This is a genomic window from Streptomyces uncialis, assembly GCF_036250755.1.
In the GTDB taxonomy this organism is placed as follows: Bacteria; Actinomycetota; Actinomycetes; order Streptomycetales; family Streptomycetaceae; genus Streptomyces; species Streptomyces uncialis.
In genome coordinates, this window is sequence record NZ_CP109583.1 from 9,069,932 (window position 1) to 9,095,006 (window position 25,075).

Annotated in this window: 22 protein-coding genes; 8 read left to right on the forward strand and 14 right to left on the reverse strand. The window is 66.9% G+C overall.

Annotated features, from left to right (window positions below):
- Positions 1–130: 130 nt before the first annotated feature.
- Complete coding sequence (locus OG711_RS38015; RefSeq protein WP_073787932.1) at positions 131–598, reverse strand: GNAT family N-acetyltransferase; 468 nt, start codon at positions 596–598, stop codon at positions 131–133.
- Here OG711_RS38015 and OG711_RS38020 point away from each other — a divergent pair.
- Positions 551–901 (forward strand): DUF6300 family protein, encoded by a 351-nt coding sequence (locus OG711_RS38020; RefSeq protein WP_329563499.1) that lies wholly within the window; start codon positions 551–553, stop codon positions 899–901. The genes OG711_RS38015 and OG711_RS38020 overlap by 48 nt on opposite strands.
- 363 nt (positions 902–1,264) lie before the next feature.
- Here OG711_RS38020 and OG711_RS38025 read toward each other — a convergent pair whose 3' ends face one another.
- From OG711_RS38025 to OG711_RS38080, 12 genes are all read right to left on the reverse strand, one after another.
- On the reverse strand, positions 1,265–2,467 hold the full coding sequence (locus OG711_RS38025; protein WP_329563501.1) for an IS110 family RNA-guided transposase: 1,203 nt from the start codon (positions 2,465–2,467) through the stop codon (positions 1,265–1,267).
- A gap of 1,317 nt (positions 2,468–3,784) precedes the next feature.
- Entirely contained in the window at positions 3,785–4,621 is an 837-nt protein-coding gene (locus tag OG711_RS38030; protein WP_329563503.1) for a TauD/TfdA family dioxygenase, read from the reverse strand.
- A gap of 8 nt (positions 4,622–4,629) precedes the next feature.
- The gene (locus OG711_RS38035) at positions 4,630–6,171 is read right to left on the reverse strand and encodes an MDR family MFS transporter (protein WP_329563505.1); all 1,542 of its coding nucleotides are present in this window, start codon (positions 6,169–6,171) and stop codon (positions 4,630–4,632) included.
- Complete coding sequence (locus OG711_RS38040; protein WP_329563507.1) at positions 6,168–7,229, reverse strand: GNAT family N-acetyltransferase; 1,062 nt, start codon at positions 7,227–7,229, stop codon at positions 6,168–6,170. The genes OG711_RS38035 and OG711_RS38040 overlap by 4 nt, the downstream gene beginning before the upstream one ends.
- Positions 7,226–8,542 carry a nucleotidyltransferase family protein gene (locus tag OG711_RS38045; RefSeq protein WP_329563509.1) on the reverse strand — a complete coding sequence of 439 codons (1,317 nt, stop codon included), beginning with the start codon at positions 8,540–8,542 and terminating at the stop codon, positions 7,226–7,228. The genes OG711_RS38040 and OG711_RS38045 overlap by 4 nt, the downstream gene beginning before the upstream one ends.
- The gene (locus tag OG711_RS38050) at positions 8,535–10,241 is read right to left on the reverse strand and encodes an FAD-dependent monooxygenase (RefSeq protein ID WP_329563511.1); all 1,707 of its coding nucleotides are present in this window, start codon (positions 10,239–10,241) and stop codon (positions 8,535–8,537) included. Before OG711_RS38050 ends, OG711_RS38045 begins: the two co-directional genes overlap by 8 nt.
- The gene (locus tag OG711_RS38055; protein WP_329563513.1) at positions 10,238–11,212 is read right to left on the reverse strand and encodes an aminotransferase class I/II-fold pyridoxal phosphate-dependent enzyme; all 975 of its coding nucleotides are present in this window, start codon (positions 11,210–11,212) and stop codon (positions 10,238–10,240) included. Before OG711_RS38055 ends, OG711_RS38050 begins: the two co-directional genes overlap by 4 nt.
- Positions 11,209–12,087, reverse strand: coding sequence for a nucleoside-diphosphate kinase (locus OG711_RS38060; protein WP_329563515.1), 879 nt, complete (start codon positions 12,085–12,087; stop codon positions 11,209–11,211). Before OG711_RS38060 ends, OG711_RS38055 begins: the two co-directional genes overlap by 4 nt.
- Entirely contained in the window at positions 12,077–13,186 is a 1,110-nt protein-coding gene (locus tag OG711_RS38065) for a peptidogalycan biosysnthesis protein (protein ID WP_329563517.1), read from the reverse strand. The genes OG711_RS38060 and OG711_RS38065 overlap by 11 nt, the downstream gene beginning before the upstream one ends.
- Positions 13,122–14,294 (reverse strand): thiamine pyrophosphate-dependent enzyme, encoded by a 1,173-nt coding sequence (locus tag OG711_RS38070; protein ID WP_329563519.1) that lies wholly within the window; start codon positions 14,292–14,294, stop codon positions 13,122–13,124. Before OG711_RS38070 ends, OG711_RS38065 begins: the two co-directional genes overlap by 65 nt.
- Complete coding sequence (locus OG711_RS38075; protein WP_329563521.1) at positions 14,291–15,424, reverse strand: alpha-hydroxy acid oxidase; 1,134 nt, start codon at positions 15,422–15,424, stop codon at positions 14,291–14,293. Before OG711_RS38075 ends, OG711_RS38070 begins: the two co-directional genes overlap by 4 nt.
- On the reverse strand, positions 15,421–16,209 hold the full coding sequence (locus tag OG711_RS38080; protein WP_329563523.1) for an isocitrate lyase/phosphoenolpyruvate mutase family protein: 789 nt from the start codon (positions 16,207–16,209) through the stop codon (positions 15,421–15,423). The genes OG711_RS38075 and OG711_RS38080 overlap by 4 nt, the downstream gene beginning before the upstream one ends.
- A gap of 338 nt (positions 16,210–16,547) precedes the next feature.
- Between OG711_RS38080 and OG711_RS38085 the strand changes: the two genes are divergently transcribed.
- From OG711_RS38085 to OG711_RS38110, 6 genes are all read left to right on the forward strand, one after another.
- Complete coding sequence (locus OG711_RS38085) at positions 16,548–17,579, forward strand: GNAT family N-acetyltransferase (protein WP_329563524.1); 1,032 nt, start codon at positions 16,548–16,550, stop codon at positions 17,577–17,579.
- A gap of 9 nt (positions 17,580–17,588) precedes the next feature.
- Positions 17,589–18,851, forward strand: a complete 1,263-nt coding sequence (locus OG711_RS38090; protein WP_329563526.1) for a cytochrome P450 family protein — start codon at positions 17,589–17,591, stop codon at positions 18,849–18,851.
- Positions 18,852–18,995: 144 nt separating this feature from the next.
- On the forward strand, positions 18,996–20,795 hold the full coding sequence (locus OG711_RS38095) for an AfsR/SARP family transcriptional regulator (RefSeq protein ID WP_329564254.1): 1,800 nt from the start codon (positions 18,996–18,998) through the stop codon (positions 20,793–20,795).
- A complete protein-coding gene (locus OG711_RS38100; RefSeq protein WP_329563528.1) occupies positions 20,792–21,628 on the forward strand; it encodes a DUF6065 family protein in 837 nt (278 codons plus the stop codon). Before OG711_RS38095 ends, OG711_RS38100 begins: the two co-directional genes overlap by 4 nt.
- 15 nt (positions 21,629–21,643) lie before the next feature.
- Complete coding sequence (locus OG711_RS38105) at positions 21,644–22,195, forward strand: globin domain-containing protein (RefSeq protein WP_329563530.1); 552 nt, start codon at positions 21,644–21,646, stop codon at positions 22,193–22,195.
- Entirely contained in the window at positions 22,192–22,869 is a 678-nt protein-coding gene (locus OG711_RS38110; RefSeq protein ID WP_329563532.1) for a class I SAM-dependent methyltransferase, read from the forward strand. Before OG711_RS38105 ends, OG711_RS38110 begins: the two co-directional genes overlap by 4 nt.
- On the opposite strand, the gene OG711_RS38115 is transcribed toward OG711_RS38110, so the two are convergent.
- Positions 22,859–24,307, reverse strand: coding sequence for an aldehyde dehydrogenase family protein (locus OG711_RS38115; protein ID WP_329563534.1), 1,449 nt, complete (start codon positions 24,305–24,307; stop codon positions 22,859–22,861). The two genes, OG711_RS38110 and OG711_RS38115, sit on opposite strands and share 11 nt — an antisense overlap.
- A gap of 121 nt (positions 24,308–24,428) precedes the next feature.
- On the opposite strand from OG711_RS38115, the gene OG711_RS38120 reads away from it, so the two are divergent.
- Complete coding sequence (locus OG711_RS38120) at positions 24,429–24,869, forward strand: hypothetical protein (protein ID WP_329563536.1); 441 nt, start codon at positions 24,429–24,431, stop codon at positions 24,867–24,869.
- Positions 24,870–25,075 lie beyond the last annotated feature (206 nt).

Sequence of the window (25,075 nt, forward strand, 5' to 3'; positions counted from 1 at the left end):
CCGCGCGCCGCCACCTCGCTCTCCCCGCCGACCCCGACATCGCGCCCGCCTCCGGTGCCGCCGGAGGGCTGGACGCGGCCCGGCTCCTTGGAGACGGCGCATCCGATGGACTCGTGCGGTCCGCTTCAGGTCACACGTGCGTCCGTCCGGTTTGTGGTCGGTGGAGGTAGAACAGCTCGGGGTCGCCCTCGTCGAGGCCGTGGAGAAGGCCGGCCGGGATCCATCCGGCCTTCTGGAGCAGTCGCTGCATCGGCTGGTTGGAGACATTGGCCGAGGTGAAGAGCTTCGGTGTCGTGCACGAGGCGGCCGCAGCGTCCAGCAAGCGACGGCCAACACCCCTGCCGCGGGCCGACGGGGCCACCATGAGCATCGTGACGAAGCCCTGCTCGAAGAACGTGTACTCGACCACGCAGTAGCCGAGCAGGCCAGACGTGTCCTCTGCCACGACAACGAGGCCCTGCTGGCACCATCTTCGGATGCTCGCCCGTCTCCCGGCGTCACCTCCGACCGCGACCGAGTCGATACCAACCAGCGCGTCCGACTCCGACTCATGCGCGCTGCGCACAAGGAACCTGCCGAGGTCTGCCGCATCGTCCATGAGCCCATGCTCTCAGTTCGCCCCGGAGGCACGTCCCGCTCGCGAGCGCTGCACTGGAACGGCCCGCTGATGACGGGTGTGTGGATGGAGCTCTGCCCGGCCTGCGCCGCCCGCCGTCCCGCCGCCTCCGCGTTCATCCGCTGGCACCGGGACCCCGACCGCGACCCCAACGCCTTGCCCCGGCTGTTCGGGGACTGGGAGACCGAGACCCTGCACGACCACGGCTGGGCCCGTGCCCCGGAGCCCGCAACGCCGCCCGGCCCACCGGTTCACCCGCGTCTCATGCCGCGCGGGGAGGGCTGAGGCAAGGGGACCCGGACAGGCGCGGCCAGCACGTCCCGGTGGCGATAGCGGCTGGAGGGCTGACTGGTACGGACCTCGCTCGGTGTCCCGGGCTAGGGCACGGACAGGATCGCGTGTCCGCCGATGCGTCGCCAGATGATGTGCTGCTCGCCGGGGGCTATCGGCGGGCCGTAGGCCCACGTCGCGCGTCCCGGACACCTGGCGCCCTCGACCAGGAGAGTTCGTACACGCCCGGCATGGTCTGTACGCATTTCACGCGGAGCCCGGGACGGAAGCCCTGGCCGGTGCGGAGGTCGTCGACGAAGGCGTTGACGGTGTGGCGGAAGCCTGTCGTTGTTCGGGGGGGGGCCCCTATGGGTTTGGTCAAGCTGATGGGGCGGGTTGGGGTTCGTAGAAGGTGCCGTCGCGGAGCATGGCGAAGAGCACGTCGGCTCGTCGTCGGGCGAGGCAGAGGAGAGCTTGGGTGTGGTGTTTGCCCTGGCTGATCTTCTTGTCGTAGTAGGCCCTGGAGACCGGGTCGGCCAGGGCGGCGAACGCGGAGAGGAAGAAGGCCCGTTTGAGCTGCTTGTTTCCCCTCCTGGACGGTTGCTCACCACGGATTGACGAGCCCGAGCTGCGGGTCGCTGGGGCGAGGCCGGCGTAGGCGGCGAGGTGGGCGGCGGACGGGAACGAGCTGCCGTCGCCGACGTCGATGAGGATGCGTGCTCCGGTCCTGACGCCGATCCCCGGCATGGACGTCAGGACCTTGGAAAGAGGGTGGTCCTCCAGCAGTTCCTCGATCCGGGCGGCGAGGAGTCTGCGCTGGTCAAGAACCGCCTGGAGCGAGTTGGCGAGGCTGGGAACGATCAGTGCAGCCGCGCCGGTGCCCGGAACGACGACGGTCTGTTCATCCAGTGCCGTGAAAATGTCATCGACAAGACGCTCGGCCATCCGCGGGGCCTTCGGACGGATCAGCGTCACGAGCCGACGCCGTCCGGCCTTGCGTATCTGGGCGGGCGAGCCGAAATGGTCGAGCAGCCTGAGCACGGCCGGGTGCTGCACTCGCGGCCCCAGAACCCGTTCCAGCGACGGATGGATCTGCGTCAGCAGGCCCCGAAGCCGGTTGCTGATCCGCGTCGCTTCACCGGCCAGGTCGTCGTCGAAGCCGACGATCATCTCCAGCTCGGCGATGGTCTCGTCCTCGAGATCGACCGAGCGGAGCGTGTGAGGCATGACGCGGGCCGCGTCCGCGATGACGAACGCGTCGCGGGCATCGGTCTTGGCCTCGCCCGGGTAGAGATCGGCGATCCGCCGCATCGTCAGCCCCGGCAGATAGGCGACCGGGCAGCCCATGTCTCTCGCGACGGCCAGCGGCAGTGCGCCGATGGAGGCCGGCTGGTCGACCACGACGAGCACGGTTCCGTGCTTGGCCTGCAGTTTCCCGAACACCTCGCGGAGCTTGGGCTCACTGTTGGGCAGCCGCTTGTCGAAGGCTTTCTTCCCGGCCGGGGTGACGGCGGTGGCGTGGTGTCCGCCCTTACCGACGTCCAGGCCGAGGAAGGCGCCGATGCCGCTGATGTCGATCACGTGCGTCCTCCGGTCGTCCCTGCCGCCCGGCCGTCCCACGGCACCGATCGCCACATCCACATTACGAAGAGCCTCCCGACCTGCGGAAAGGCCGGTGGTCATGCCCCTAATTAGCGGTCTGTCGATGCCTCCGGGGCCGGTGACACCACCCCCCAAGACATGCGATCGACAGGGGGAGAAAGTCATGCCAACTCCGGAGGCCGGGCGCCCCATTGCGGGGCAACCAAAACGGTAATGGGGGGGGGAGGAGGAGGAGGAGGCGGTGGTGGTGGTCGGCGGTGAAGCGGTGCAGGGCCTCGTACGTGGGCACGTCGGTCTCCTCCGGGAAGCACGAAGCCCCCGGCGGGTGCCGGGGGCTGTGGGTGTTTCGCTCGGGTTGGGCCGGCTGGTGACGTGACCGGGGCCGGGACGTCTTCAGCCGTCGGGTGGGGGAGTGGCGTGTAGGTATACGCGTATGTCGTTGCCTGGCAGTGGTGGCATCGCCTCTCTCCACTCGACGGGGTAGAGCCGGTGGCAGTCTCGGGGGCACCAGCGGTCCAGGACGTCTTCTCGTTATGGGAATGGCGACTGGGCGCTGTAGAGCCGGTACACCAACTCCGTGTGGCCTGGTGGCAGAGAACGCAAGGAATCCCGGTTCTTGTCGTGTGCATGGGCGGGAGGGCGCACACCCCCGTGGCGCGGAGAGGTAGGGGCATTCGCTGGGGGAGCGGGCCGCACATGCGCTGGGCTGCCAGGCGGTCGTCGCCCGGATGCGCCCGCCCAAGCGACCCGTGCCGCGATCGCTGACCGAACTGCGCGCAGGCTACCGCGCCTCGGCGATACGGGCATTCGGCGCGTGCACCGTCTACCGTCTCGCCGAGCGGGCGGGGAAGGCGACCGTCACTCCGTGCTCGGGGCAGGGCACCCTCGGCGCGTCCGCCAGCTGCTGCAGCAATCGACCCTCGACGGTCAGTTGAAGTCCTTCGCACGAGCGTGGTCCACGAGCATCGCGACCAACTGCTCGGCCGCCGTCGCACCAGACACTTCATCGGCCGCTCCTGGACGGTTAGCGGCTCCACGGCGGTCTTGCTCATTGATCATGGGATACGCCGTTGATTAGAGACTCCCGAACCTCGTCGCCGTGATCGCCGGGCTCACGCTTCCGTACAACAACGAGTCCTACCGGGAGCGTTCAACACCAAGACCAAGCGGATCGCGCGCCAGATGGCGGACGGGCAGGCTTCACCCTGCTTCGCCACCGCATCCTCCTCGGATAGCAGCGCTCTCCGTCACTACCGAAAGCGAGACAGGCCCGTTGAATAGACACTCCCGCGTCGCTCAACGGGCGTCGATCCAGGTGCGGAGCAGCAGGCGGCGCCGCTCCGGGGCCTCGCTGTCAGTGAAGTCGGTCCGCCCGTGCACGAGCCTGCGATTATTGATGACCATCAACTGACCGCTGTTGAGACGCGCGAACCGGTACAGCGACGTGTCGGTGAGTACCTCGTCCATCGCGTCCAGGGCGGCGATCTGTTCAGCGCTGAGGCCGGGCACACCGGGGGTGGTGTGCCCGCTGTCGATGTACTGCCGCAGGTAGTTGATACGCATGCCGGCTGGCGTGTCTTCGAGGACCGGCCGCAGGACCGTACAGGGTCCGATGCCGCTGGTGTCGCGTGAGTCGAAGTGGAAGTTCTGCGCCAGGACCGCCAGTACTGCGGGTCGTGGCCGGAGCCGTTCGATGATGTCCTCGACATGTAGGAACACCGACTCGCCGCCGCTGATCGCCGGCCGATGGCAGTAGAGCGTGAAGTAGTCCGGTATATGCCCTGGCCGGTGCATTCCGTCGGTGTGCAGATGACCGCCGAACCGTGTGTCGGAGTAGCGCGCGGAGCGGCTCATGGTGATGTCGGAGCCGCGATCGCGGACTTCACGGATTCGCTCGCCCTCGAAGTCCTGGGGCATCACAGTGCCCAGTACGTGGGAGACCGCGATCAGCAGCGATCTCGCGTCGGTCAGTACCAGGTCCTTCGGAGCCTGGAGAACCAAGTAGCCACGGCCGTGGCGCAATTCGCGACGGGCGACTTCCCGAAGCGCCGAGGCGGCGGTGGCCGGGATGCCGCGATCGCGGATCTCCTCGACCGTCCTCGCGTCGAATGCGATGTCACTGCTGCTGGTCATGTTGCTCCCTACTCATGCGGGGAAGGCGAACTCAAGTCCTCGTGCGGGGCCTTCGCATCCGCGCTGCGGCGTGACTCGGTGATGCCGAATGCGGCGACCACGGCGATCGCGGCGGGAACGGCGGCCCACTGGAAGACAGTGCGCAGCGAGTCGCTGATCGCCGCCGCGGTAGCGTGCGCGGTCCCGGCAGGCATCGCGGCGAGGGCTTCGGGGGTGATCGCAGAGGCATCCGGCAGGCCCTGGACTGTGGCGGCGCTCTGCGTGTACAGGGCAGCGAACAGGGTCCCCCAGATCGCGACGCCGAGTACCGCACCGAAGGAACGGGCCAGCATCACGAGCCCCGTGCCGACGCCTAGGTCGGCCTTGGGCACGGCGTCCTGTGCGGCGAGGACGATGAGCTGCATGGTCATCCCGAAGCCCGCGCCCAGGACCACGACGGAAACGATCACTTGGGCGAGAGGGGCATCGTCCGGAATGAACGCGAGGGAGAGAACGCCAGCAGCGGCTAGCAGGGTGCCGAGCCGCGGGAACATCCGGTACGAGTCCCGGCGGCTCGCCAGTGCCCCTGCGGCGGTGGAGACCACGACGACCGTCATCATGAACGGCACCAACAGCAGCCCCGCTTCGGTCGCCTCGACGCGCAGCGCGTACTGCAGGAAGGTCGACAGATAGGTCACCACGATGAACAGCGTCATCGCCATTAGCCCACCCACCACCAGGGGGGCAACGAACCGGCGCTGCCGAAACAGGCGCAGCGGAACGAGCGGTTCCGCCGTGCGCAGCTCGACAAGAATGAACGCAGCCGTGGACAGCACCGCGACAGCCGCAAGGCCCAGAATGACTGGCGACGACCACGCGTACCGACTGCCGCCCCAGTCGAGCGTCACCAGAGTGCTCACCAGCATCAGGGTCATCACCGCGATGCCAGCGATGTCGAGGTGGGCACCGCGGCGCCGGGCGCCCACGGGGATGGTCGCCAGTGAGGCTGCAGCAATCAGGGCGCACAGCGGAATGTTGACGAAGAAGATCCATCGCCAGCTGGCGTACTCGGTGATGTACCCGCCGACCAGTGGGCCGACGATCGAGGCAAGACCGAAGACCGAGCCGAGGAATCCCTGGTATCGGGCCCGGTAGCGGGTGGGAACGGCCTCGGCGACGATGGCCAGCGCCAGGGTCATCAGCGCCCCTCCGCCAGCGCCCTGGAGAGCCCTCGCGCCCACCAACTGCCAGAGTTCCTGCGACAAGCCGCCGAACAGGGACCCGAGCGCGAACAGGGTCATCGCGGCGAGGAACACCGGACGGCGCCCGTACAGGTCGCCGCACTTGCTTGCGATCGGAGTGGCGACCGCCGCCGCCACCAGATAGGACGTGACGATCATTGACATACTGGTCAGGCCGCCCAGCTCGCCTGCGATCGTCGGCAATGCCGTCGCGACGACGGTCTGTTCGAGTGCGGCGAGCAGTACTGCGAGGGCCAGCGTCGCCATAACGACGCCGACATCACGCCTGCCCGGCACCGTGACGTCTTCCGTTGTCTCTGCCGAAGTCATTGCTGCATCATCCCCCTCCCACCAATGTGATCCGCCGATGTTAGACAGCCGAGCAGCGGCAGTCGGCTCAACCCGAAGCGCTCCTTCCACCCGTCGTTGCGCCGGCCGCCCTCCAGAACGGCACACCCGCTGAGCACGGCAGCCTCGATGGTGGACCGCAACATGACCTGGTAAGGGCTGAAAGACAGCTCGGCGGTCTCCACGGTGCCGCCCGCCCAATTATGGAAACGCCGTCCGTCGAGTAGCGACACCGAGGCAGCGACGATCTCGGTGCCCCGGCGGATCATGATCAGCCGTATGTGCGCCCGTAGCTCCATGCCGAACCGGGTGAGGTGCTCGATGTCGTACCAGCCGGGATTGCCATGCTTGGCGGAGGTGAGGCCGCACAGCCGGGCCGCCTCAGCCATGTCCGCCTCCTCAGGCGGTCCGACGGTGACGTGGTAGCCCGCGGCATGCATCGCCCGGGTGTGCCGGCGCATTTCCTGTCGGACCCGCGGACGCAACCGGGCCAGGTAGTCCTCGACGGAGTTCATGCTGCGGAGGTCGAGGACGTATCGCGCGTCGATGGGCTGCACGTCCGCCCCCACATCGATGAGCAGGTCGGCGAGGACATCGCCGGCGGGAACGTTCACGAACCCGAATGCCTGGGCGCCGACGTCGCGGGCGAGTGAGCCGAGCGCCGAGCGTACCGCCGCGAGCGTCCCGGGGTTCGGATCGACTGCAGGGAGACGCGAGTCGTAGCAGTGCCAGTTGTGGCTAAGCAGGAGCGGGCGCCCTGCGGGTGAGAACCCGGCGAGCAGGGACGGGCACACACCCAGCGGATCGTCCGCAGGCAGCAGGAACACCGGCAGAGCCACTGTCAGCCGTGATGTGCGAGTCGAGCGCACTCCGAGGAAGTACATGCCCAGGGTCGTCCGCAGCGGGTACGCCCGGTAGGCGTGCAGCAACTCGGAACGGTGGAAGATGGACGCCTCGCTACGTTCGACGACGTCGTTCCAACTGGGGTCCTCCAACAGGTGATCGCCGATCTCGACGACGGCCTCCGAAGCGGTCCTCATGCACGCGGAGACAGCTGGTCGGCGAGGGCGAGGCTCGTCGGGTGGACATCGCCCCAGACCGTGGGAACGAAGATCTCGTCGCTGGCCCGCACCACCTGGCCGGAACCGGACGTGACCAGGCGAAGACCTGGTGCCCACGACTGCTCGGAGTGCTCGACTACGTGGGGGACCGGGGTGTCCTTCTTAAGTCGGGACCACGTGCTGAGTGGCAACAGGCGTACACACGTGTGGCGGTTGCGGCCCAGTGGCGACACCGTGTCGGTGGAACCGATGACGCGTGGACGGAGGTCGGCCGAGTAGTAGCGCCGTGCCTCCTGTGCCATACGCTCGGCGGCTTCGGCGCTGCCGCGACGGGCCAGCTCGTCGCGCAATGCCAGGCGGGCGGCGCGATCGACGCGTTCCTCTGCGGCCTGCCGCAGCACCAGCGCTTCCGGTCGGGTGGCGGAACGAACCTCGTGCTCCGGGTACACATTGCCGGTGACCGAAAGTAGTTGAGCGAGCACGTCCTGGGCCTGTGCGGCGCGGCACAGTTCTTCCACCGTTGCCCAGTCGGTGCTTGCTGGCTGCTGAAGGATGGTGTGGAGATCGTTCACGTCCTTCATGGACAGCACGCTGTCGTTGAGCGCATGGGCTGCTATCAGTGCCAGCTCTGTCTCGCAGTCGGGCACCGTCGACCTGACACCCATGACGTCGGCAATACGCCATCCGGTCAGCGGCATGTTTCCGGCGTGCCCCACGGAGAACGGTCCGATGTGTAGATCTACTCGGCTTACCGGCGTTTCGTTGTCGGGCAGGACGAGGGTCAGCTGACCATAAAGATGACCGCCGTCGGTCCACTTCAGCCAGGAGAACTCGGTGGTGTCCCAGTCCCAGCCGCGTGCGCGCAGCATTTCGACGACAGACCAGGCCGAGGACCAGTCGCGTACGTGCAGGTCTATGTCGCCTTCGTGTCGGAGCTCGGGTCGCGCGTAGTGCTCCCGGAGGGACAGCCCCTTGATCACCTGTGCGTTGCGGGCGGCTGCGCCGGTCAGGACAGTGAGGGTCTCGTCGTGTGCTGCTGCACGCCGTTGCTGCTCCTGCGTGACGAGCGCCTCGAGGTGACCCAGCACGGCCGCGGTCCGAGAGGTGGGCTCAAGCAGGCGTACGTTCGCCAGGGCGGGCAGATAGACCCTGGAGCCTAGGATCTGGCCGTACAACTCGTCCGGATCCAGCGCGGGCAGCAGGTCTGCGGCCTCGCTGCGATGCTCGTCCGTGGCGTCCAGGCGGCCAAGCAGCGTGACGCATCGCCAGTAGAGACCGCTATTGTCAGGCATGGTTTACCCCTTCCCAGTTCGGTGAGTGCAGCAGGTAGCCGTCGATACGTCCGGCGCCGATCAGGGTGTCCGCATCGTCCTCGCTCAGGTCGGTGGCCCAGAGCAGCACGGTCATCGCGTGCACGTTGCGTATCCGCTCGGCGAGCGCGGTCCGTTCCACCCGCTGACCGTGATGCCCCATCGGGACGACCACGAAGTCCGCGGTTGCGCGGACCAGCACCGCGTCTTCGGAGCGCCAGCCGACGCAGTCGATCATCACTCCGACCGCCTGACCTGCCTGAGGGCTGCGGTTCGCTAGCCGCTGCCGCAGTACCGGCCAGGAGCCGGTAAGCAGCACACAGGGAGTCGATGACGGCTCAGCTTCGGTGGGGGGCACGATGTGCCCGATCGGGAGCGGTCCGGCCCCGGACGTGGTGGCCCGCGAGGAGTACAGGACCAGACCTGCAGGTGTCGTGCCCGGCGGATGCGGGCCGTCGGGCCGGATGACCGCGAGCCGGGTAGGCATGGTCAAGTGCCCGATGCGCAAGGGCTGTAGTCGGGGGGCGTCGTGGTCCGGCCGAGGCGCGGGCGCCGCCCGGGGGTCGGTGCGGACGCTGGCGAGCACCTTGGCGGTGAATGCTGGATCACGACGTCGCAGCCATCTCCAGGTGTTGACGTCCCGACGGGTGCGGAGCGCGAAGGCGAGCTGGTGGGCGGGGAGCCGAATGTGCCGGTCAATGTCCTCGAACCACTGCCTGCTGCTGTCCGCGTCGGTCTGCATCGCCTCGATTGCTGGACGACGCACGGACTCGTAACGCTTCAGAGCGGCCACGCTCGGAGTGTCATCAAGGGACTCGGCGAGGGCGTCGGCGTCCTCGATGGCTAGACGCGTACCGGAACCCACCGAGAAGTGTGTGGTGTGCGCGGCGTCGCCGATGAGGACCTGACGGCCAGTGTGCCATCTCCGGTTGGCGACAGTCCGGAAGGAGCGCCATGGGAACGTGCTGCACTGCAGCCGTACCCCGTGCAACTGGTCAGCGAACAATGCGGTTAGCTGCGTCTCTGCGACGCGGCGGTCCAGGCGGTTGAGACCGGCCGCTCTGAGGGTGCGGGATGTAGCCTCGACGACGACCGCGCTGTGCTTCGGCCCGTACGGGTAGACGTGGGCGACGAACGCTCCGTGCGGCGTCCTGCGGAACCAGAATCCGGGCGTGAGAGCGGCGTCCGTTCGCATCCAGAGGTATTGCGTGAGTCCATCGCTGAGCGTGGTCGCGTGCTCTGCCTCGCGTGCCTGGCGGACCCGGCTGCCAGCTCCATCTGCGCCGACGAGGAGGTCCTCGCGGCCCAGTCGCATGCTGGGATCCCAGGGCCTGGTGTGGACTTTGGCGCCCAGGTTGCAGGCCCGACCGCGCAGGACGTCGAGCAGGCGCTGCCGTTCGATGCCCAGGATCACGTGTCCCCCGGTGATCAACTCGTGGTCGCCGACCTGGAGTCGCACGGTGTCCCAGATCTGCGCGACCGAGCGGATCTGCTCGGCACTGATGGGGTCTCGCACTGCAAGGGCTTCGACGAATTCGGAGTCCAGGACGATGCCGACTCCGCCAGCGGCCGGAGCATCGTAGACCTCAACGTCCAGACCGGACCCGCCGCGCAGCAGGTTCACGGCCAGGGCGAAGCCGGCAGGGCCGCCGCCGACGATGACGCAGCGTCGGAAGGTCACCGGACACGCACCAGATCGGGAGCGAAGAGAGACGAATTTTTGAGCAGGTCTGCGAGGCGGGTGCCAGCGCCTGGACTGGCACCAGTGAAACTCGCCCGTAGGGAAGGACCATCGGCAAGGAAGTCCGCACCAGGGCTTAGCTTGATCGAATGCTCGGCAAGGTGGCGCAGTGCAGTCTCCTCGTCGACGTTGGGACGGGGACGGATCAGCACGTGCGGACCGGGAGCCGTGCCGAGCCCAAGGCGCTCGTGGAATCGAGTGGCGGCGGTGAGCGTTGGCGCCACTGTCGCGTCGATGAGGCCGTCCAGGCCGCCGCGACGCAGGAAGAGCCCCCAGGCTCGCTGCCACACTGGGGAGGGCGTGGTGCCGAGCATCTCCGCAGTGGCCCGGCCGAAAAAGTCGGCGCTGTCCACCCAGCCGAGGCGTACACCGTGGCCGGTTAACTTGTGCAGGGTGCCGAGGCGGTCCGCTCCTGGGACGGGTGGCTCTGCGCCGAACCAACGGTAGGCCTCGTTGACGATCACCCGGTGGCCGGAAGTGGTCAGCCGCGTCAGCGTATCCCGCTCGCCGACCGTCAGGGTCCGGCCGTCGGGGTTGCGAAACGGCGAGGTCAGCCAGAGGGTCGAGGCCGGCGGACGCCGGAGCAACTCGTCCCAGGAGTGCAGGGACACGTCCGCCCCGGCCGCGCGCAGGGTGTGCAGCACGCCTGGAAAGGTCGGCCGCTCAAGGGCGATGCGGCGCTTGGTGCGGGCATAGGTGAGGGCGGTTGCCCGAACGCCCGCCGTGATGGTCAGCCGTTCTGGATCCGTCCCGAGTAGGCAGCCGAGTTCCTCTCGAAGCACCTCGTCGCCCTGGGGAGCGGGCTGTTGCCACAGCGTCACCGTGCGGGCTGCGGCATCCATCGCCTCCGCGAACACATCCCGGGCGCTGCGAGGCCAGCGCGGCGGGGGCCCGCTCAGGTCGGCGGTCACAGCGGCCGAGCGGCGACGGGGGCGAACACCGCGCCCGTGGTCAGCACGGCGTCCTCCCAGGGGTCGAGTCGTAGGCCGTGCCAGGCCAGGACCCGTCGGACGGTGTGCAGGTCGGCGGCCGGAGCACAGCCGTCGAAGGCCATGCCCAGGACGGTGGCCGCCTCCGGGGGATGTACCTGTTCCGCGCTCAGCGCATCCTCCAGGAGCTTGCCTGAGAGCGGATCGCCGATCGTTGCGTCACGCACCAGCCGGTCGGCGAGTGTCCTAGCGGCGGGGGACAGCTGAGCCCAGACGGCGGCCGTCAGCCGCGTACGGACACCGCCGAGCACCGCGGCGTGGTCCCTGTACTCGCGAGGGCCGAACTCTAGAAGCTGCAGGACCGGTTCGACGTCACTGCTGCAGTAGAGCGTCGGGTCGGTACCACCGGACAGGACGGGGCATTCGGCGGCAGCGGCCTGCGGGCTGTCGGAGGTGTGCACGAGGTTGAGGACTTTGTTAGTCGCGCCGAGGTCGTGCCGTATGGTCCCAGGCCGGGCGTGTGACGGTTCGGCGTCGCCCTTGAGATCCTTGGCCTGCGCGTAGAAGTCGTCCGCGGACCTGCCGAGCTGGTCGGCTAACACGATCATCAGCGCCGGTCCCAGGCGGAAAAGCGCATCCAATGCCCGGTACCGGTACACCTTGTCTGCGGTCAGCTGCTGGAGCTCGCTCATCCGGTCGATCCGGTCCGGAGTTACGGTGGCGAGGCGCCAGCCCACCGGCTCCAAGCCGATCTCGGCGAAGCGGCGCAGCACGTCGCGGACCAGCCGTCGGACGATGCAGTCTGGGCTGACCATCACGAAGACCCGGTCTTTCCAGCTTGTGGGGTCATCCAGCATGGGTCACCCCGCTTGCCACCGCGGTGCTCTGCTCTCCGGCGTTGAGCCGGAGGCCGGCGGCCCACACAGGATCCTTGCGACAGCCCCGCCGGACCTTTGCGTCCCAGGAACCGAAGCCGTAGTGGATGCGGCGTATCCCGGCCATGGGGGCGCGCGCCGCCGGATGGTAGAAGCCCGTGCTGAAGTAACTGAAGCGCGACAGCCCGCCGACGTAGTCGGTGCCGGTCAGCACTGCGCTCCAGTCGGCGCTCTCGCGGACGAACAGCATGAAGTTGACCAGACGTCCCTGCGAGCGGGCTGATACGAGCAGCGTCTCCTCGGGGGCGAAGCGTTCCCGGATCTCCGCGATCATACGTCTCTCCTTCTCCGGTCGAGGTGTCCCGCCGTACTTGGCCACCAAGGCGCAGCGTAGATCGGCCAGTTCGCTGGCAGCCTGAGCGAGGTCTTCCTCGGCGACCATGACCTGTTGCTCCGCCAGATGCCGCTGTTCGCGGCGGATCGCGGTCCGCCTCTTGTAGCTGTGTGCGGCCAGGTACCCGTCGAAGTCGGCCCATGTGATGTCCAGTACGCAGGAGGAGGCAAGAGGGACGACCGCCGCGCCCGCCGACGCCAGCGCCCGCAGCAGCGGCTGTGCCGCACTAGTCAGGTACAGGAAGGACAGAGCGGCTAGTCCTTTGTCGGCGGCCCAGTCAAGGAGAGCGGCGACGAACCGATCGAGTGTCTTCGGATCGCGCGCCAGCGGACCGACGGGCCGGGTGTGCCAGTTCGGGTGCATCATCATCAGACCGGGCAACACGTCCGAGGTCTGCAGGCCAGCCCACGGGTGAGGGCCCTCGGCGATCAGTCCGACGTCGGTGCACCCGCCGGACAGGATCGCGAAGGGGTCGGAACGACGGTTGGCCGGCGGGTCGTCGAGGACCGTGCCGCCGAGCGCCACCAGCGTATCGTCGCCATCACAGAGAGCGAACGTGCGGAATGCGCTGCCGAAGCGGGCGATGCCCAGCCGCATCGACCTCTCGGACGTGCCGACCCGGTCATCGCCCACCCAGCGGTCCCAGTCGGACGGGATTCCCGGCCACACCTGCAATCGGGTTGTCATGGCTTCCTCCGTCCTGCACGCTGGCGGCGAAGCGGCGCGCAAGCACGTCGGTGGCGAGCGTGGTGCTGGCGCGCGCGCCCGTTGAGGGACTGTTCTCGGCGATACGGACGTGCAGCAGCACCGGGCCGCGAGAGCGCAGGATCGGTTCCGCCGCTTGCAGCTCCTTGGCCGTGCCGACCGACACCGCGTGCAGGTATCCGCACGCCTTGGCGACTTCGGAAAACTGTGTGGAGGCGGCGCTGGTGATCTGGCCGCCGGTCGACTCGTACCGTCCGTTGTCTAGAACCACGTGCACCAGATTGGGCAGCTTGAGGTGGCCGACCGTCGACATCGCCCCCAAGTGCATGAGAGCGCTGCCATCTCCGTCGAGGGCCACCACACGGAGCTCCGGTCGGCGCAGTGCCACCCCCGCCGCAACCGAGATGGCATGCCCCATCGCGCCTTGGAGATAGAGGTTCCCAGGCTGGTCGCATTGAGCAAACAGATCGCGGGAGATATAGCCGGTACTGCTGACGAAGCGGGCGTCTGGGAACAGCCGGCCGAGCCCGGTTATGGCATCCCCGCGCTGCAGTGACCGTGTCTCAGAAGCGTTTCGGGGGTGCGGCTTGTCTCCCGGGATGCGGCTTGGGACGAGGATAAAACTCGGGAGCCCAATGCGCCGCTCCTCCTGGATTCTCATCAGCATCTGCTCGAGATCTGTCGCCGTGCCCGGCAAGAGGTAGTGGGGCAGACCCAGTTGTTCCAGCAGAGGGATGGTCGTGCGGCCCATTACCTCATGTTGGGGCTCACCGGCGTCGGCGGTCGGCCAGCCCCGCATAGTCATGAAGGTAAGAACAGGGATGCGATAGGGCAGCGCCAGTGAGGTGAGCGGATTGACGAGGTTGCCGAAGCCGGAGTTCTGCACAAACAGTGCCGCCTCGTCACCCGCCAGCATCATGCCCACGACCGTCGAGAACCCGGCTCCTTCATGGACCGCAGGCACGTAGGAGAAGCGGGTGTCGTCGGCTACGCGGTCGTATACCCGGGAGAGATAGGAGCAGGGCACACCACAGAGCTGATGGCATCCGATCCCGTCCAGTGCGTCGAGCAACTCCTCCGCCGTGATCACGCGGGGCCACCCGTCTCTGGTGCAATGCGGCGGAGGCCGACCGACGCTGCAGGCTTCGCCTGCCGCAGATCGTCCGGCCGGTGTGCCCCGAGTACCGTCATGATTTCAGCGGTGCCGTGGATGAAGTCCTGCAATACACCTGTGATGGATGCGGCGCCACCCGCCGCAAGGGCGTCGAGCACGGGCCGTCCCAGGAGTACCGCACGGGCGCCGAGCGAGAGTGCGACGGCAACGTCTGCCGGACGGCGGACGCCGGAGTCCAAGTAGACCGGCCCAGCGCCTGCGACGGCCGCGACCACGGCGGGTAGCGCCTCGATGCTGGTTATTGACCGTTCGAACTGCCGGCCACCGTGGTTGGAGACCACGACACCGGCGGCGCCGACGTCCATGGCGTGTAGCGCGTCGGCAGGATGCAGGATTCCCTTGACCAGGACGGGCAGCCGGGTGCCAGCAATCAGCGCAGCCACGTCAGCCCAGGTGGTATCGGGATTCGGGAACACCTCGTCGAGTATCTCGCGGGGGGAGCAGCCGGTCTCGGCGGCCATATTCCGTACAGGCGCGCTGTTGACCAACGCGGGCGGGGCTGCGGCGAATCGCTCGAAGCGGTGCGCGAGGTCGCGCGGCCGGTGGCCGACCGCAGGGACGTCGACGGTGACCACGATCGCCTGGAAGCCGAGGTCTTCGGCCTCGTCGATCAGATGCTGGTTCAGCGCCGCGTTGCGTGTCAGATAGACCTGGCGCCACCGCAGCCCGTCTCCTGCAGCCGCGACGACTTCGGCCGCCGAGGCGGAGGAAAACGTGGACAGGCAGAAGCCGAGGCCTGCGGCGGCGGCCGCGGCTGCAGCTGCGGCCTCGGCGCGTGGGTGGAGCAGCCCTTGAAGACCCATCGGTGCGACGAGCACCGGCGCCACGATCGTCCCGCCGGTCACAGCGGTGGTCGGGTCGCCTGATGCACCCGTCAGGACGCGCGGTACCAGCATCGCCGTAGTGAAGCCCTCTTGGTTGCGAATCATGGTCGACTCGTCGCCAGCGGCGCCGAAGCAGTAGTCGAGCGCGGCCGGGTGCGGCACCGGGGCGGTGGGCCGGGCGGCAGGGGGCGGCTGCGTCGCATTGGTGGCCGCGTCGTTCACCGCGGATTCCATTCGTGAGCGCCGGTCAGGTCAAAGATTTCGTCGAGTTCGGAGAGCTCGTCGGTGATGTGGTCCAGGCGCCGAGAACGGCCGAGTGTAGTGAGCATTCGCGTCACGCCCCGGACCGTGGCACGCGACACCACATTGGCGTAGACGACTGCGTTGGCACCGAGGTCGAAGAATTCGTCCGCCGACGTCTCGGGCAGCGAGGTTGGAGCGAGCACCAGGGGTGCTTTGCCCGCCACTCTCGTGACCACCTCGGGGAGCTGGTCGGCGCAGCGACCGTTGCACTGGACGAAGACGGCGTCGGCACCGGCCCCGATGTAGGCCTCGAGTCGGCGGACCGCTTCGTCCGGGCCTAGTCCCGCTGTCAACGCCTCGGTGCGGGCGATGATCTTCAGTCCGGTCTTCCGGCCCATTAGACGTGACAATCGTTCGGCGAAGGCCTCGGAATGTTCCAGTTTGCGATCCTGCGTGGCGTACAGGGAGTTGCGCTTGGGGAAGGCGTTGTCCTCGATGCAGACAGCGTCGGCGCCGGCTGCGGCGAACATGTCGAGGGCACGTACGGCGGTCTCGTCGCTGCCGTAACCGTTGTCGGCATCGACGAACACGGGCAGATCGCAGCCCGAGCGCACGGCACGGACAGTTTCGGCCATTTCGGTGCTGGTGATCAGGTTGATGTCCGGCAGTTGGCGGTAGGTGGACGCCTCGAAACTGCCGACCCAGGCCAGATTGAAACCTGCGCGCTGTACCAACGACGCTGTGAGTGCGTCGTGCGCGCCCACTCCAATGAGCCGGGCGGAAGTGGACAGAAAAGGTTCTGACGGCTGCTCGCGCAACGCTTCCCCCAATGATTTGGCGCACCCTGGACATGCCGGGCAGCAGGTGGCTCCGGAGATTAACAAACGTCGCCAAGCGATCGCCAATGAGTCACCAATTGGCACCCTTAGGAACCGGCACTCTGGACGCCTCGAGAAGATCCAGCTACCCTCCACAGACGCTGTCGATGAACGGGGGAACTGTCTCGACTGCCCGATTCGTCGACCTTTCCGTGAAGGGAAAGGGATCCGTTTTGTCGCCTATGAGCGCACGGAACGCAGAATTCCAGAGGGGCGGGCGAGCGATGGTTATCGCCACCTGCCGGACGGAGATCGACTGGCCGATGCTCAGTGCGGGCTCCCGGCACACTCTTTCCGAGTCATGGTTGAGCGTCGCCGACGGTCGGCTGCCCGAATCTGTGGGAATCGCCTTGGTAGATGATGGAACGCAGGTGGCCATGATGGGCCGGGTGGTGCCGACGGCTACGGATAATCAGTTTCTCGACCCATACCTGCCCGCCGCGCAGCAACTCGGGAATCCGGAGCGCATCTTCCCTGCGATGGCTTTCATGTACCCGAATTACGATGCCTATCCGATAGGGCCGGGTTCCGCCGCACCCCGGCGGCTAGCCGAGTTTGTTTTCGGCGTCGAGCGCCTTGCCACTGAACGCGGGATGCGGAGCGTGGTCTTTCAGTATCTGGGTCCGGAATCGGATCTACTGGTTGATGCGTTGACCAATGCGAAATTCCAGGTCTATACAGTCGCGCAGCGCGCTGAATTGTCGATCGAATTCGCCGGAATTGGCGACTATTTATCCGGGTTCCCCAAGCGTCGACGAGATAAAATCAAGCACGAGATAAGAGTCATGTCTGAGGCGGGCGTCGCATTTTCTGTCCGGCATTTACAGGAAGATGAGAAACCCCTGATAGATCTACGCTGCGCGCTCGTAGAAAAGTATCGCGGAAAGAGCGATTCCGAGCGGGAACGGGGATGGTTCGACAAAGTCCAACGGTCGTTTCCCGGTGAAGACATTTTCGTTGTGACCGCTGAGGCCGACGGACACACACTTGGTTTCACCCTCTTCGTTCGTACGGCGGATCGGCTGACTGCTCTGCTCACAGGCACCGACTACCACCACCCACGGGCCGACTACGTCTACTTCGGCACGTCGTTCTACGCCGCCATCCCGCTGGCCGTCGAGGTCGGGACCCGGGTTATCGAGTACGGCATGGGTTCCGAACAGGCTAAACAGTCCAGAGGCTGCCTCTTAAGTCCCCTGCGCTGGGCGGTCCGCGACCTTTCCGGCGAAGTACCCGCAGCCGTACGCCGAGTCTAAGGAGACCCCATGCCGGACCCTCAACAGCCGAATGCGGACCTGTTCGGTGACGCCTTTGTCGACAATCCACATGCCACCTACGAGATCCTGCGCGAGCAGGGGCCAGTCTGTTCCGTAGTGCTGCCCGATGGACTACCGGTGTACTTCGTCACCCGTTACGCCGAAGCGCGCGCGGCATTGAATGACGACAGACTGGCCCACCACCTCGCGCACGCCGCACCGGCGATGGCCGCCGCAGGGATGCCGCTCGACGAGGACCGGGTGCGCTTCGGCGGCTCGCACATGCTGCACAGCGACCCGCCAGAGCACGGTCGGCTCCGGAAGCTGGTCAACCGCGCGTTCACACCGGCACGGGTCGAAGCCATGCGGCCAGTCGTCGCGAGCCTGGTCGGGGAGCTGATCGACCGGCTGCCCGAATGTGGCGACGCCGATCTGGTGGAAACACTGGCCTACCCGCTGCCGGTCCTCGTGATCTGCGAACTTCTTGGCGTACCGCCAGCCGACCGGACGGACTTCCGGCAGTGGTCGGACGCGACCCTGGCTTCCGACTTCATCACCGACCTGCCGATGTCGCGGGCGGAAGGGAAGCGCCTGCTGCAGAACTACATGACCGAACTGGTCGAGGGGAAGCGCAAGGACCTGAAGGCTGCGGATCCGGAGCAAGCGCCGGATCTCATCACCGCGCTGATCCAGCTACGCATGCGGGATGGCGATGACGCGCTGACCCAGGACGAACTGGTCGCCACCGCCTTTCTGCTTCTCGTGGCCGGACACGAGAGCACGGTCAACTTCCTCAGTACGGCGATGTTGAGCATCAGCACGGACCCGGAACTGGCCGACACCCTGCGTCGCCGACCCGAGCAGATGCCGCTCGTGGTCGACGAGTTTCTCCGATACGACGGCCCCGTACAGCGCGGAACCATCCGCACCGCGCTCGCGGACATCGAACTCGGAGGCGTGACCATTCCGGCCGGGAGCGTCGTCAGCGTGGGCATTGCCTCCGCGAACCGCGACGCATGCCAGTTTGCCGGCGCCGATCGTATCGACTCGGAGCGCGTCGACAACCCCCACCTGTCCTTCGGCCACGGACGGCATTTCTGCCTGGGGGCTCCCCTGGCCCGATTGGAGGGCGACGTGGCACTGAGCGCTCTACTTGCCCGCTACAGCGTCATCGAACTCGCCACGGGGAGGGCCGAGTTGCGCTGGCGACGCAGCTTCCAACGCGGCTTGGAGTCGCTGCCAGTCCGGCTCGAACCGGCGAAACCGAACTGATGGACACCTGGCCGACTGGAGAGCTGCCCGGCACGCCCTGGGGTCATGTGAACTTCAAGAATCGGAGGGCGAATGCAGGATAAGCCCACAGCAGGGCTACAAGGGCAAGCGTTACTGGAATTCCGGATTCTGGGGCCTGTGCAGATGCTGGTCGGCGGCCGACCGATCCCCCTGGCTGGCACCATGCAACGCGGCCTGCTGGCCGCCCTGCTGCTGTACGGCAACCGCACCGTACCGATAAGTCACCTCAACGAGGCACTGTGGGCGACCAAGCCTCCGCGGACGGCGAAAGCCGGACTGCAGTGGCAGATCTCACGGCTGCGGAAGCTGCTTGACAACGCCGACCCGGACGGTGAGCGGCTCCGCTTTCAGCCACCAGGCTACATCCTACGCGTGGAGCCCGCCGAGCTGGACAGCGACCGCTTCGCCACGCTGGCAGCAAGCGGCAGCACCGCGCTAGCCCAAGGGGACCTCGAGCGGGCGGACCGCGATCTACGGGCGGCGACAGGGATGTGGAATGGTAAGGCACTCGAGGATGCCGAGGCGCCCAGGCTAGCCCGAGAGAGAGACCGCTGGCACACCATCTACATGGCAGCCCTGGAAGACCGCCTTGAGGTCGACCTCCGCTTCGGCCGCCACTACCAGCTGCTCGGTGAACTCGACGAGCTCGTCTCGGCGGACCCGCTGCGAGAGCGGCTCAGGGCCTTCCAGATGCTCGCGCTCTACCGCTCCGGCGACCCGGCTGGCGCCGTCAGGGTCTTCCACGAGTGCCGGAACACCCTCGTTGAGGAACTGGGGCTCGAACCTGGTGAGGAGCTGCAGCGGCTGCTGCGTTCCGTACTGAACCGCGAGACCCAACTCGACTTACCGAGTGGTAACCGTGCGATCGCACCAGTGCAGGTGCCTGCCGAACTGCCAGCGGATATTCCCAGCTTCACCGGCCGCGAGTTCGAACTGGCAGCTCTGGACACACTGCGCTCGGGTGGCGAGGACTTGCAAGCGCCGATCGCGCTGAGCGGACCCGCTGGAGCTGGCAAGACCGCGACGGTCATCCGCTGGGCACACCGGAACATCCGGCAGTTCCCTGACGGCCAACTGTTTGCGGACATGCGGGGGCACTGCCCCAACTCACCGGTGAGTCCGCTGCGTATCCTTACCCGGTTCCTGCACACACTCGGCCTCCCCAGACGTGAGATTCCAGACTGTCCGGGCGAGGCGGCGAGCTTGTACCGCACCATGCTGAGCAACCGCAAAATGCTGATCATCCTCGACGACGTGTACAGCGCCGAGCAGGTACGCCCTCTAGTACCCGGCCACCGGTCAAGTCTGCTCGTGCTGACCAGCCGACACCGGCTCAGCGGTTTGCAGGCCCGGGACGGGTTCCAACACCTAGGGCTCCGCGGTCTGAGCACTCAGGACTCACAAGCGTTGATGGAACGGCTGCTCGGCTCGGAGCGAGTGGCTGCTGAACCGGAGAACGTCGCCCGGTTGAACCACCTGTGCAGCGGGCTGCCGCTGGCCTTGCGGATCGCAGCCACCCGCCTGCGCCGTGAGTCCCCGGGCGAAGTGGGCGATCTGCTGAACGGCCTGTGTGGAGTGGACGGCCTTCGCCTGTTGGAGGTGGGCCAGGACGCCGGGGCGTCGGTACGAGTGTCGCTCGACCGGTCGTACACCCGGCTGCGGCACGGCGAGCAGCAGTTCTTCAAACGGCTCGGCCGGGGCTTCCCGCAGCAGATCAACTCGTGCTCGATCGCTGCGGAGTCAGCGATGGGCGAAGTGGATAGTGGGCGACTGCTCGCTTCACTCGCCGAGGCCAGCATGATCCTGCCGATGGCGCCCGACCAGTACGAGATGCCGGATCTGATACGGCTCTACGCGCAGGACAAGGCACGCCGAGAGAGTCAGCCATCCGAGACCACGATGCTGGAAGGGGCCGACCGATGACGACCGCGAACGGGGCTTCACCGGATATTGAGTTCTTCTCCCTGTACGAAGAGGTCCGCGAGCCCGAGCTGGGGTCACCGGATCTGAAGGGGTCCTTGTCGGCTCGTGCGGCCCGGGTCTGCTCTCCCATTACGGCCGCCTCCGGGTTCGGCTGGCACATCTACCCGCCGGTCGATTTCGCGGTGCGCTGGGACGGCTTGGGCAGCGAGTGGTCCCTGCTCGACGGAAACGACCCGGTCGCCTGGCAGTCCCTCAGCGGTGCCCAGGACGGGATGCTGCCGCAGGCAGCCGCCGTCCGGGCCTCAGCGGAGAAGGCCGGGCTTGAGGGTGTGGACGTGTTCGACAAGTACGGCGGTGCGCCGCCATTCATCCAGGCCGACCCGCGCAACCCGCACATGTTGGAGGTGATCACCGGACTGCTAGCCCGAACCCCGGCGAACCTCTGGCTGCTCGTGCGCGACGTCCCTAACTGGCCGCGGGCGGGCGATCACCAGATCCTCGAAGGCATCATCGAAACTGACTGGTACCGCGCCTACTTGCCGACGATGGTGCGCCTGACCCAGCAAAACCGCATAGTGCGATTCCACCGGCACATACCGATCATGGCTGTCCAGCCGATCGCCCGCAGCACCGTGCAGATGGCACGACGCCCGGCGGCGACGTACCGCGGCGTTGCCAATTTCCCAGACGGCGTCTGGAAGGAGTTCGTGAGCTGGCGCAAGCGCAAGCAGGACCCACAGAACCGTGCGGCGTACGTCCGCGAGCAGCGAGAACGCAACAAGAAGGGTTCTAGGTCGCGCCCCGAACCGGAGCAGCCCCCCACCGCCGACTGACTCGAGGAGGATTCGATGGTCCGCAAACACGTGGTGACCAGCGGCGGCCGGGTGCTGCTGCTGGAGGAGATGACGAAGGACCAAGCACGCGACATAGCGCGCGAATTCTATCGGGAAGTGGGCGGCGCGAACTTCTTCCAAAGGCTGTGCTCGGCCTTCTACCAGCTGGCGACGGCGGATCCGGTGCTCGCGCCGATGTTCCCCGGCAAGGCGGAGGACCATGCGCGCCGGCTGGCCGACCACTTCAACCGGATGTACGGCACACCAGATCTGTCCGAAGGCTGGGACCAGCGCTTCCTCGCCTCCCATCTGCATGTGGTCATCGGTAACCAGCACCGGCGCCGGTGGCTGACGCTGATGCGCGCAGCAGGTGAGGAAATTAATGCTCCTGACCCCTGGTTCTCCGACTTTATGACAACCATGACCAACGGAAGCGGTGCGATCACTGCGGCGAGCCGGGGAGCCGCGATAGCCCGCGGCCTCGATCTCGACCGTGAGGGCACCGTGATTGGCCAGCGCCGAACCAGCGCAGCCCCAGCGACGAGCGACGAGGAGAACCTGCAGTGAGCCAGACCGGAACGGGTACCACGGGCGCCTACGAGCACTGGGACCAGCAATGGCGGCAGGATCCGGCGATCGCAGAGTGGTCGCGGGCCGACCCCGACGTCGTCGCCGTCGGCACTCGCATTCGTGACCGAGGCGGCCAGCGCAGCCTGGACGTCGGCTGCGGGGTCGGACGGCACACGCTGGCGCTGGCGAGTCTCGGCTTTGAGTCTTACGGCGTCGACCGCAGTGAGGCTGGCCTCGAGCGCGTCCTCCAGGAGGCCAACCGCCGCGGAGCGACAGTTGAGTTGCGGTCCGCCGACATGACTTCCTTGCCCTTCCCTGGAGGCAGTTTCGACTTCGTCGTCGCCTGGAACGTCGTCTATCACGGCACCGCCGAGGATGCCGCCCGGGCGATCGCCGAGGTGACACGGGTGCTGCGCCCGGGCGGCCGCTACCTGAGCACCATGTTGTCCAAGCGCAACGTTGAGTTCGGCAAAGGACAGGAGATCGCAGCCGACACCTTCGTCCAGCCGGGCGGTCCTCAGGACAAAGCCCACCCCCACCTGTACTGCGATGCCGACGACCTGCTTGCACTGCACCCTGGGTTGGCCCTGCTGTCCGCCGTGGATCGCGAGCACAGTGCCTCCGGCTCGTACCACTGGCATCTCCAGTTTGACAAACCCGTCAGTATCTGAGGCACACCGACCGCAGCTCCGTGAAAAAGTCCATCACCTCGGGAGAGCACTCAGGAGGCCCGAACTGCGACATCTTGGTGCCCATGTGAGGCATGTGTGCGTACGCCCCCACCGTCGGGCGGTTGACGTGCACCATGCCTGCCTTCAGCCGCTGCACCGTATCGTGTGCGCTTGCCAAGTCGCGGGTGAACACGGCGGCGGACAGCCCATAGGGAACGGAGTTCGCGATGCTGACAGCCTCGGCCGCGCCCTTGGCGACGATGACCGATACCACTGGTCCGAATACCTCACCGCGGACGAGATCCGAATCGGCCGGCACATCAGACATCACCACGGGGCGCATGAAGTGCCCGGCGGGCAGTTCTGCGGGCAGCGGCTCGTCACCCGAGCGGATCCGCGCCCCGTGGGCACGTGCCTGCTCGACGGCGGAGCGGCACCGGCGCAGCGCACTGTCGCTGACCACTGGTCCCATGTCAGTGCCCGCGTTGTCCGCCGGGCCCACCCGTAGTCGGCGCGCACGCTCCACTAGGGCCGTCAGCAGCTTGTCAAAGACCGCAGTGTCCACGATGACCCGGCTCGTGGCGCTGCACCGCTGCCCGGCCTGCCCGAATGCTCCCGAGACCACGGCGTCGGCGGCCGCGTCCAGATCGGCGTCGGGCAGCACCAGTACTGCGTTGTTGCCGCCGAGCTCCAACTGCGTGGGCAGCAGCCGCGGCGCCGCCGCAGTCTGGATGGCCAGCCCCACCGGAACGGATCCGGTGAAGGAAACTCCAGCAATTCGCGGATGAGCCACGATCGCCGTGCCTGCTTCCCTGCCACCAAGGAGCAAATTTAGCACTCCGGCCGGCAGGCCGGCCTCGTGGAACACCTCAGCAAGGAGCGCCGACGTCCATGGGGCGAGAGGCGACGGCTTCAACACCACGGTGCAACCGGCCACCAGCGCGGCCGCCGTCTTCCACGCTGGTATGGCGAGCGGAAAGTTCCACGGCGTGATCAGGCCGACCGCGCCCAGCGGAGCCCGGTATGTGTAGGCAAACGTACGAGAGTCGTCGGCTGGCATCGTGGCACCGTTCAACCGCCGTGCCTCGCCAGCAAGGAACTTGAGGATCTCGCCGCTACGGGTGACCTCCGCCAGGGCCTCACGAGTCAGTTTGCCTTGCTCCCGGACGATCGCCGCCGCGAACTCCGTGGCACGTTCGGCAAGCAACTCAGCGGAGCGGTAGATCAGCGCCCCGCGGGCGACCGGGCCGAGGTCGCGCCATGTGGCGCCAGCTTCTTCAGCCGCTTCCACGGCGACCGAGGCGTCCTCGGCGGTGGAGTCGGCGAATTGACCAATGACATCGTCGACGCACGACGGGTTGATGTTGGGAACTGTGCTGCCGTCGGTAGCTGGACGCCACTCGCCGTTGATGAAGTTCAGACCATAACGCCGTTCCATACGCCGATTAGATCGGGCACTACCTGGCACGGGCAATACTCTGTGAGCACCTGCGTCACACAACTCGACTGACATGCCGCACAGCTCGACCAACATACGGTATAGAAGGGACGCTTCGGTGATGAACGAAGATCCGTGCATGCTGTGCCACGTGGAGGAGGCGGATGCCTTCTTCCAACGCCGCCGCGTATGGCAGGATGAGCACTGGCGGCTCTCCATCGTCCTGCAGGGTGCCGTGGCGGGCTTCGCCCACCTTGAACCCCTACGCCACATCCCCTTCATCACCGACCTCGACGGGCCGGAAGCGGCATCCCTGGGACCGGCCTTGTCCCGGGCCACGGCCGGTATCCAGACCGCCACCACGGCGGACAAGGTATATGTGTACGTGTTCGGCGACCGCGTGCCCCACCTTCACTTCAACTTGGCGCCACACCATCCTGGCGGCCCGTTGATCGGCGGCCCCGGCATGCTCCGCCCGGACGCGGAACTCACCGCCCCGGCCGAGCATCACGCCATGGCCGCAGCCATCGAGAAGGCATTGAGCACCCCGGAAGTCCGATAGGCCATGAGCGCAACGCTCCACCGGTGGCGATCCAAGGAGATCGGTGTGACGATCCGTATTGCATCTTTTCCGCCGAGGACTGAAAGCCGTCCGCCAGTTTCACCAGTGCGAAGGCCACCTCGACGTACCCCCAGAGGTTGATTTCGCCTTTAGTGCCCAGTTGTGGATGCCTTTCTTCCGCGTGTCGGTGTGTTGCCGAAGTGCCT

Excerpts from the sequence above, each read along its gene's own strand:
- OG711_RS38100 (WP_329563528.1), top strand. The coding sequence starts at position 20,792 with ATGACGACCGCGAACGGGGCTTCACCGGATATTGAGTTCTTCTCCCTG.
- OG711_RS38105 (WP_329563530.1), top strand. The coding sequence starts at position 21,644 with ATGGTCCGCAAACACGTGGTGACCAGCGGCGGCCGGGTGCTGCTGCTG.
- OG711_RS38065 (WP_329563517.1), bottom strand. The coding sequence starts at position 13,186 with ATGACAACCCGATTGCAGGTGTGGCCGGGAATCCCGTCCGACTGGGAC.
- OG711_RS38095 (WP_329564254.1), top strand. The coding sequence starts at position 18,996 with ATGCTGGTCGGCGGCCGACCGATCCCCCTGGCTGGCACCATGCAACGC.
- OG711_RS38120 (WP_329563536.1), top strand. The coding sequence starts at position 24,429 with ATGAACGAAGATCCGTGCATGCTGTGCCACGTGGAGGAGGCGGATGCC.
- OG711_RS38030 (WP_329563503.1), bottom strand. The coding sequence starts at position 4,621 with ATGACCAGCAGCAGTGACATCGCATTCGACGCGAGGACGGTCGAGGAG.
- OG711_RS38020 (WP_329563499.1), top strand. The coding sequence starts at position 551 with ATGCGCGCTGCGCACAAGGAACCTGCCGAGGTCTGCCGCATCGTCCAT.
- OG711_RS38090 (WP_329563526.1), top strand. The coding sequence starts at position 17,589 with ATGCCGGACCCTCAACAGCCGAATGCGGACCTGTTCGGTGACGCCTTT.
- OG711_RS38035 (WP_329563505.1), bottom strand. The coding sequence starts at position 6,171 with ATGACTTCGGCAGAGACAACGGAAGACGTCACGGTGCCGGGCAGGCGT.
- OG711_RS38040 (WP_329563507.1), bottom strand. The coding sequence starts at position 7,229 with ATGAGGACCGCTTCGGAGGCCGTCGTCGAGATCGGCGATCACCTGTTG.
- OG711_RS38045 (WP_329563509.1), bottom strand. The coding sequence starts at position 8,542 with ATGCCTGACAATAGCGGTCTCTACTGGCGATGCGTCACGCTGCTTGGC.
- OG711_RS38115 (WP_329563534.1), bottom strand. The coding sequence starts at position 24,307 with ATGGAACGGCGTTATGGTCTGAACTTCATCAACGGCGAGTGGCGTCCA.
- OG711_RS38085 (WP_329563524.1), top strand. The coding sequence starts at position 16,548 with ATGGTTATCGCCACCTGCCGGACGGAGATCGACTGGCCGATGCTCAGT.
- OG711_RS38015 (WP_073787932.1), bottom strand. The coding sequence starts at position 598 with ATGGACGATGCGGCAGACCTCGGCAGGTTCCTTGTGCGCAGCGCGCAT.
- OG711_RS38060 (WP_329563515.1), bottom strand. The coding sequence starts at position 12,087 with ATGCTGGATGACCCCACAAGCTGGAAAGACCGGGTCTTCGTGATGGTC.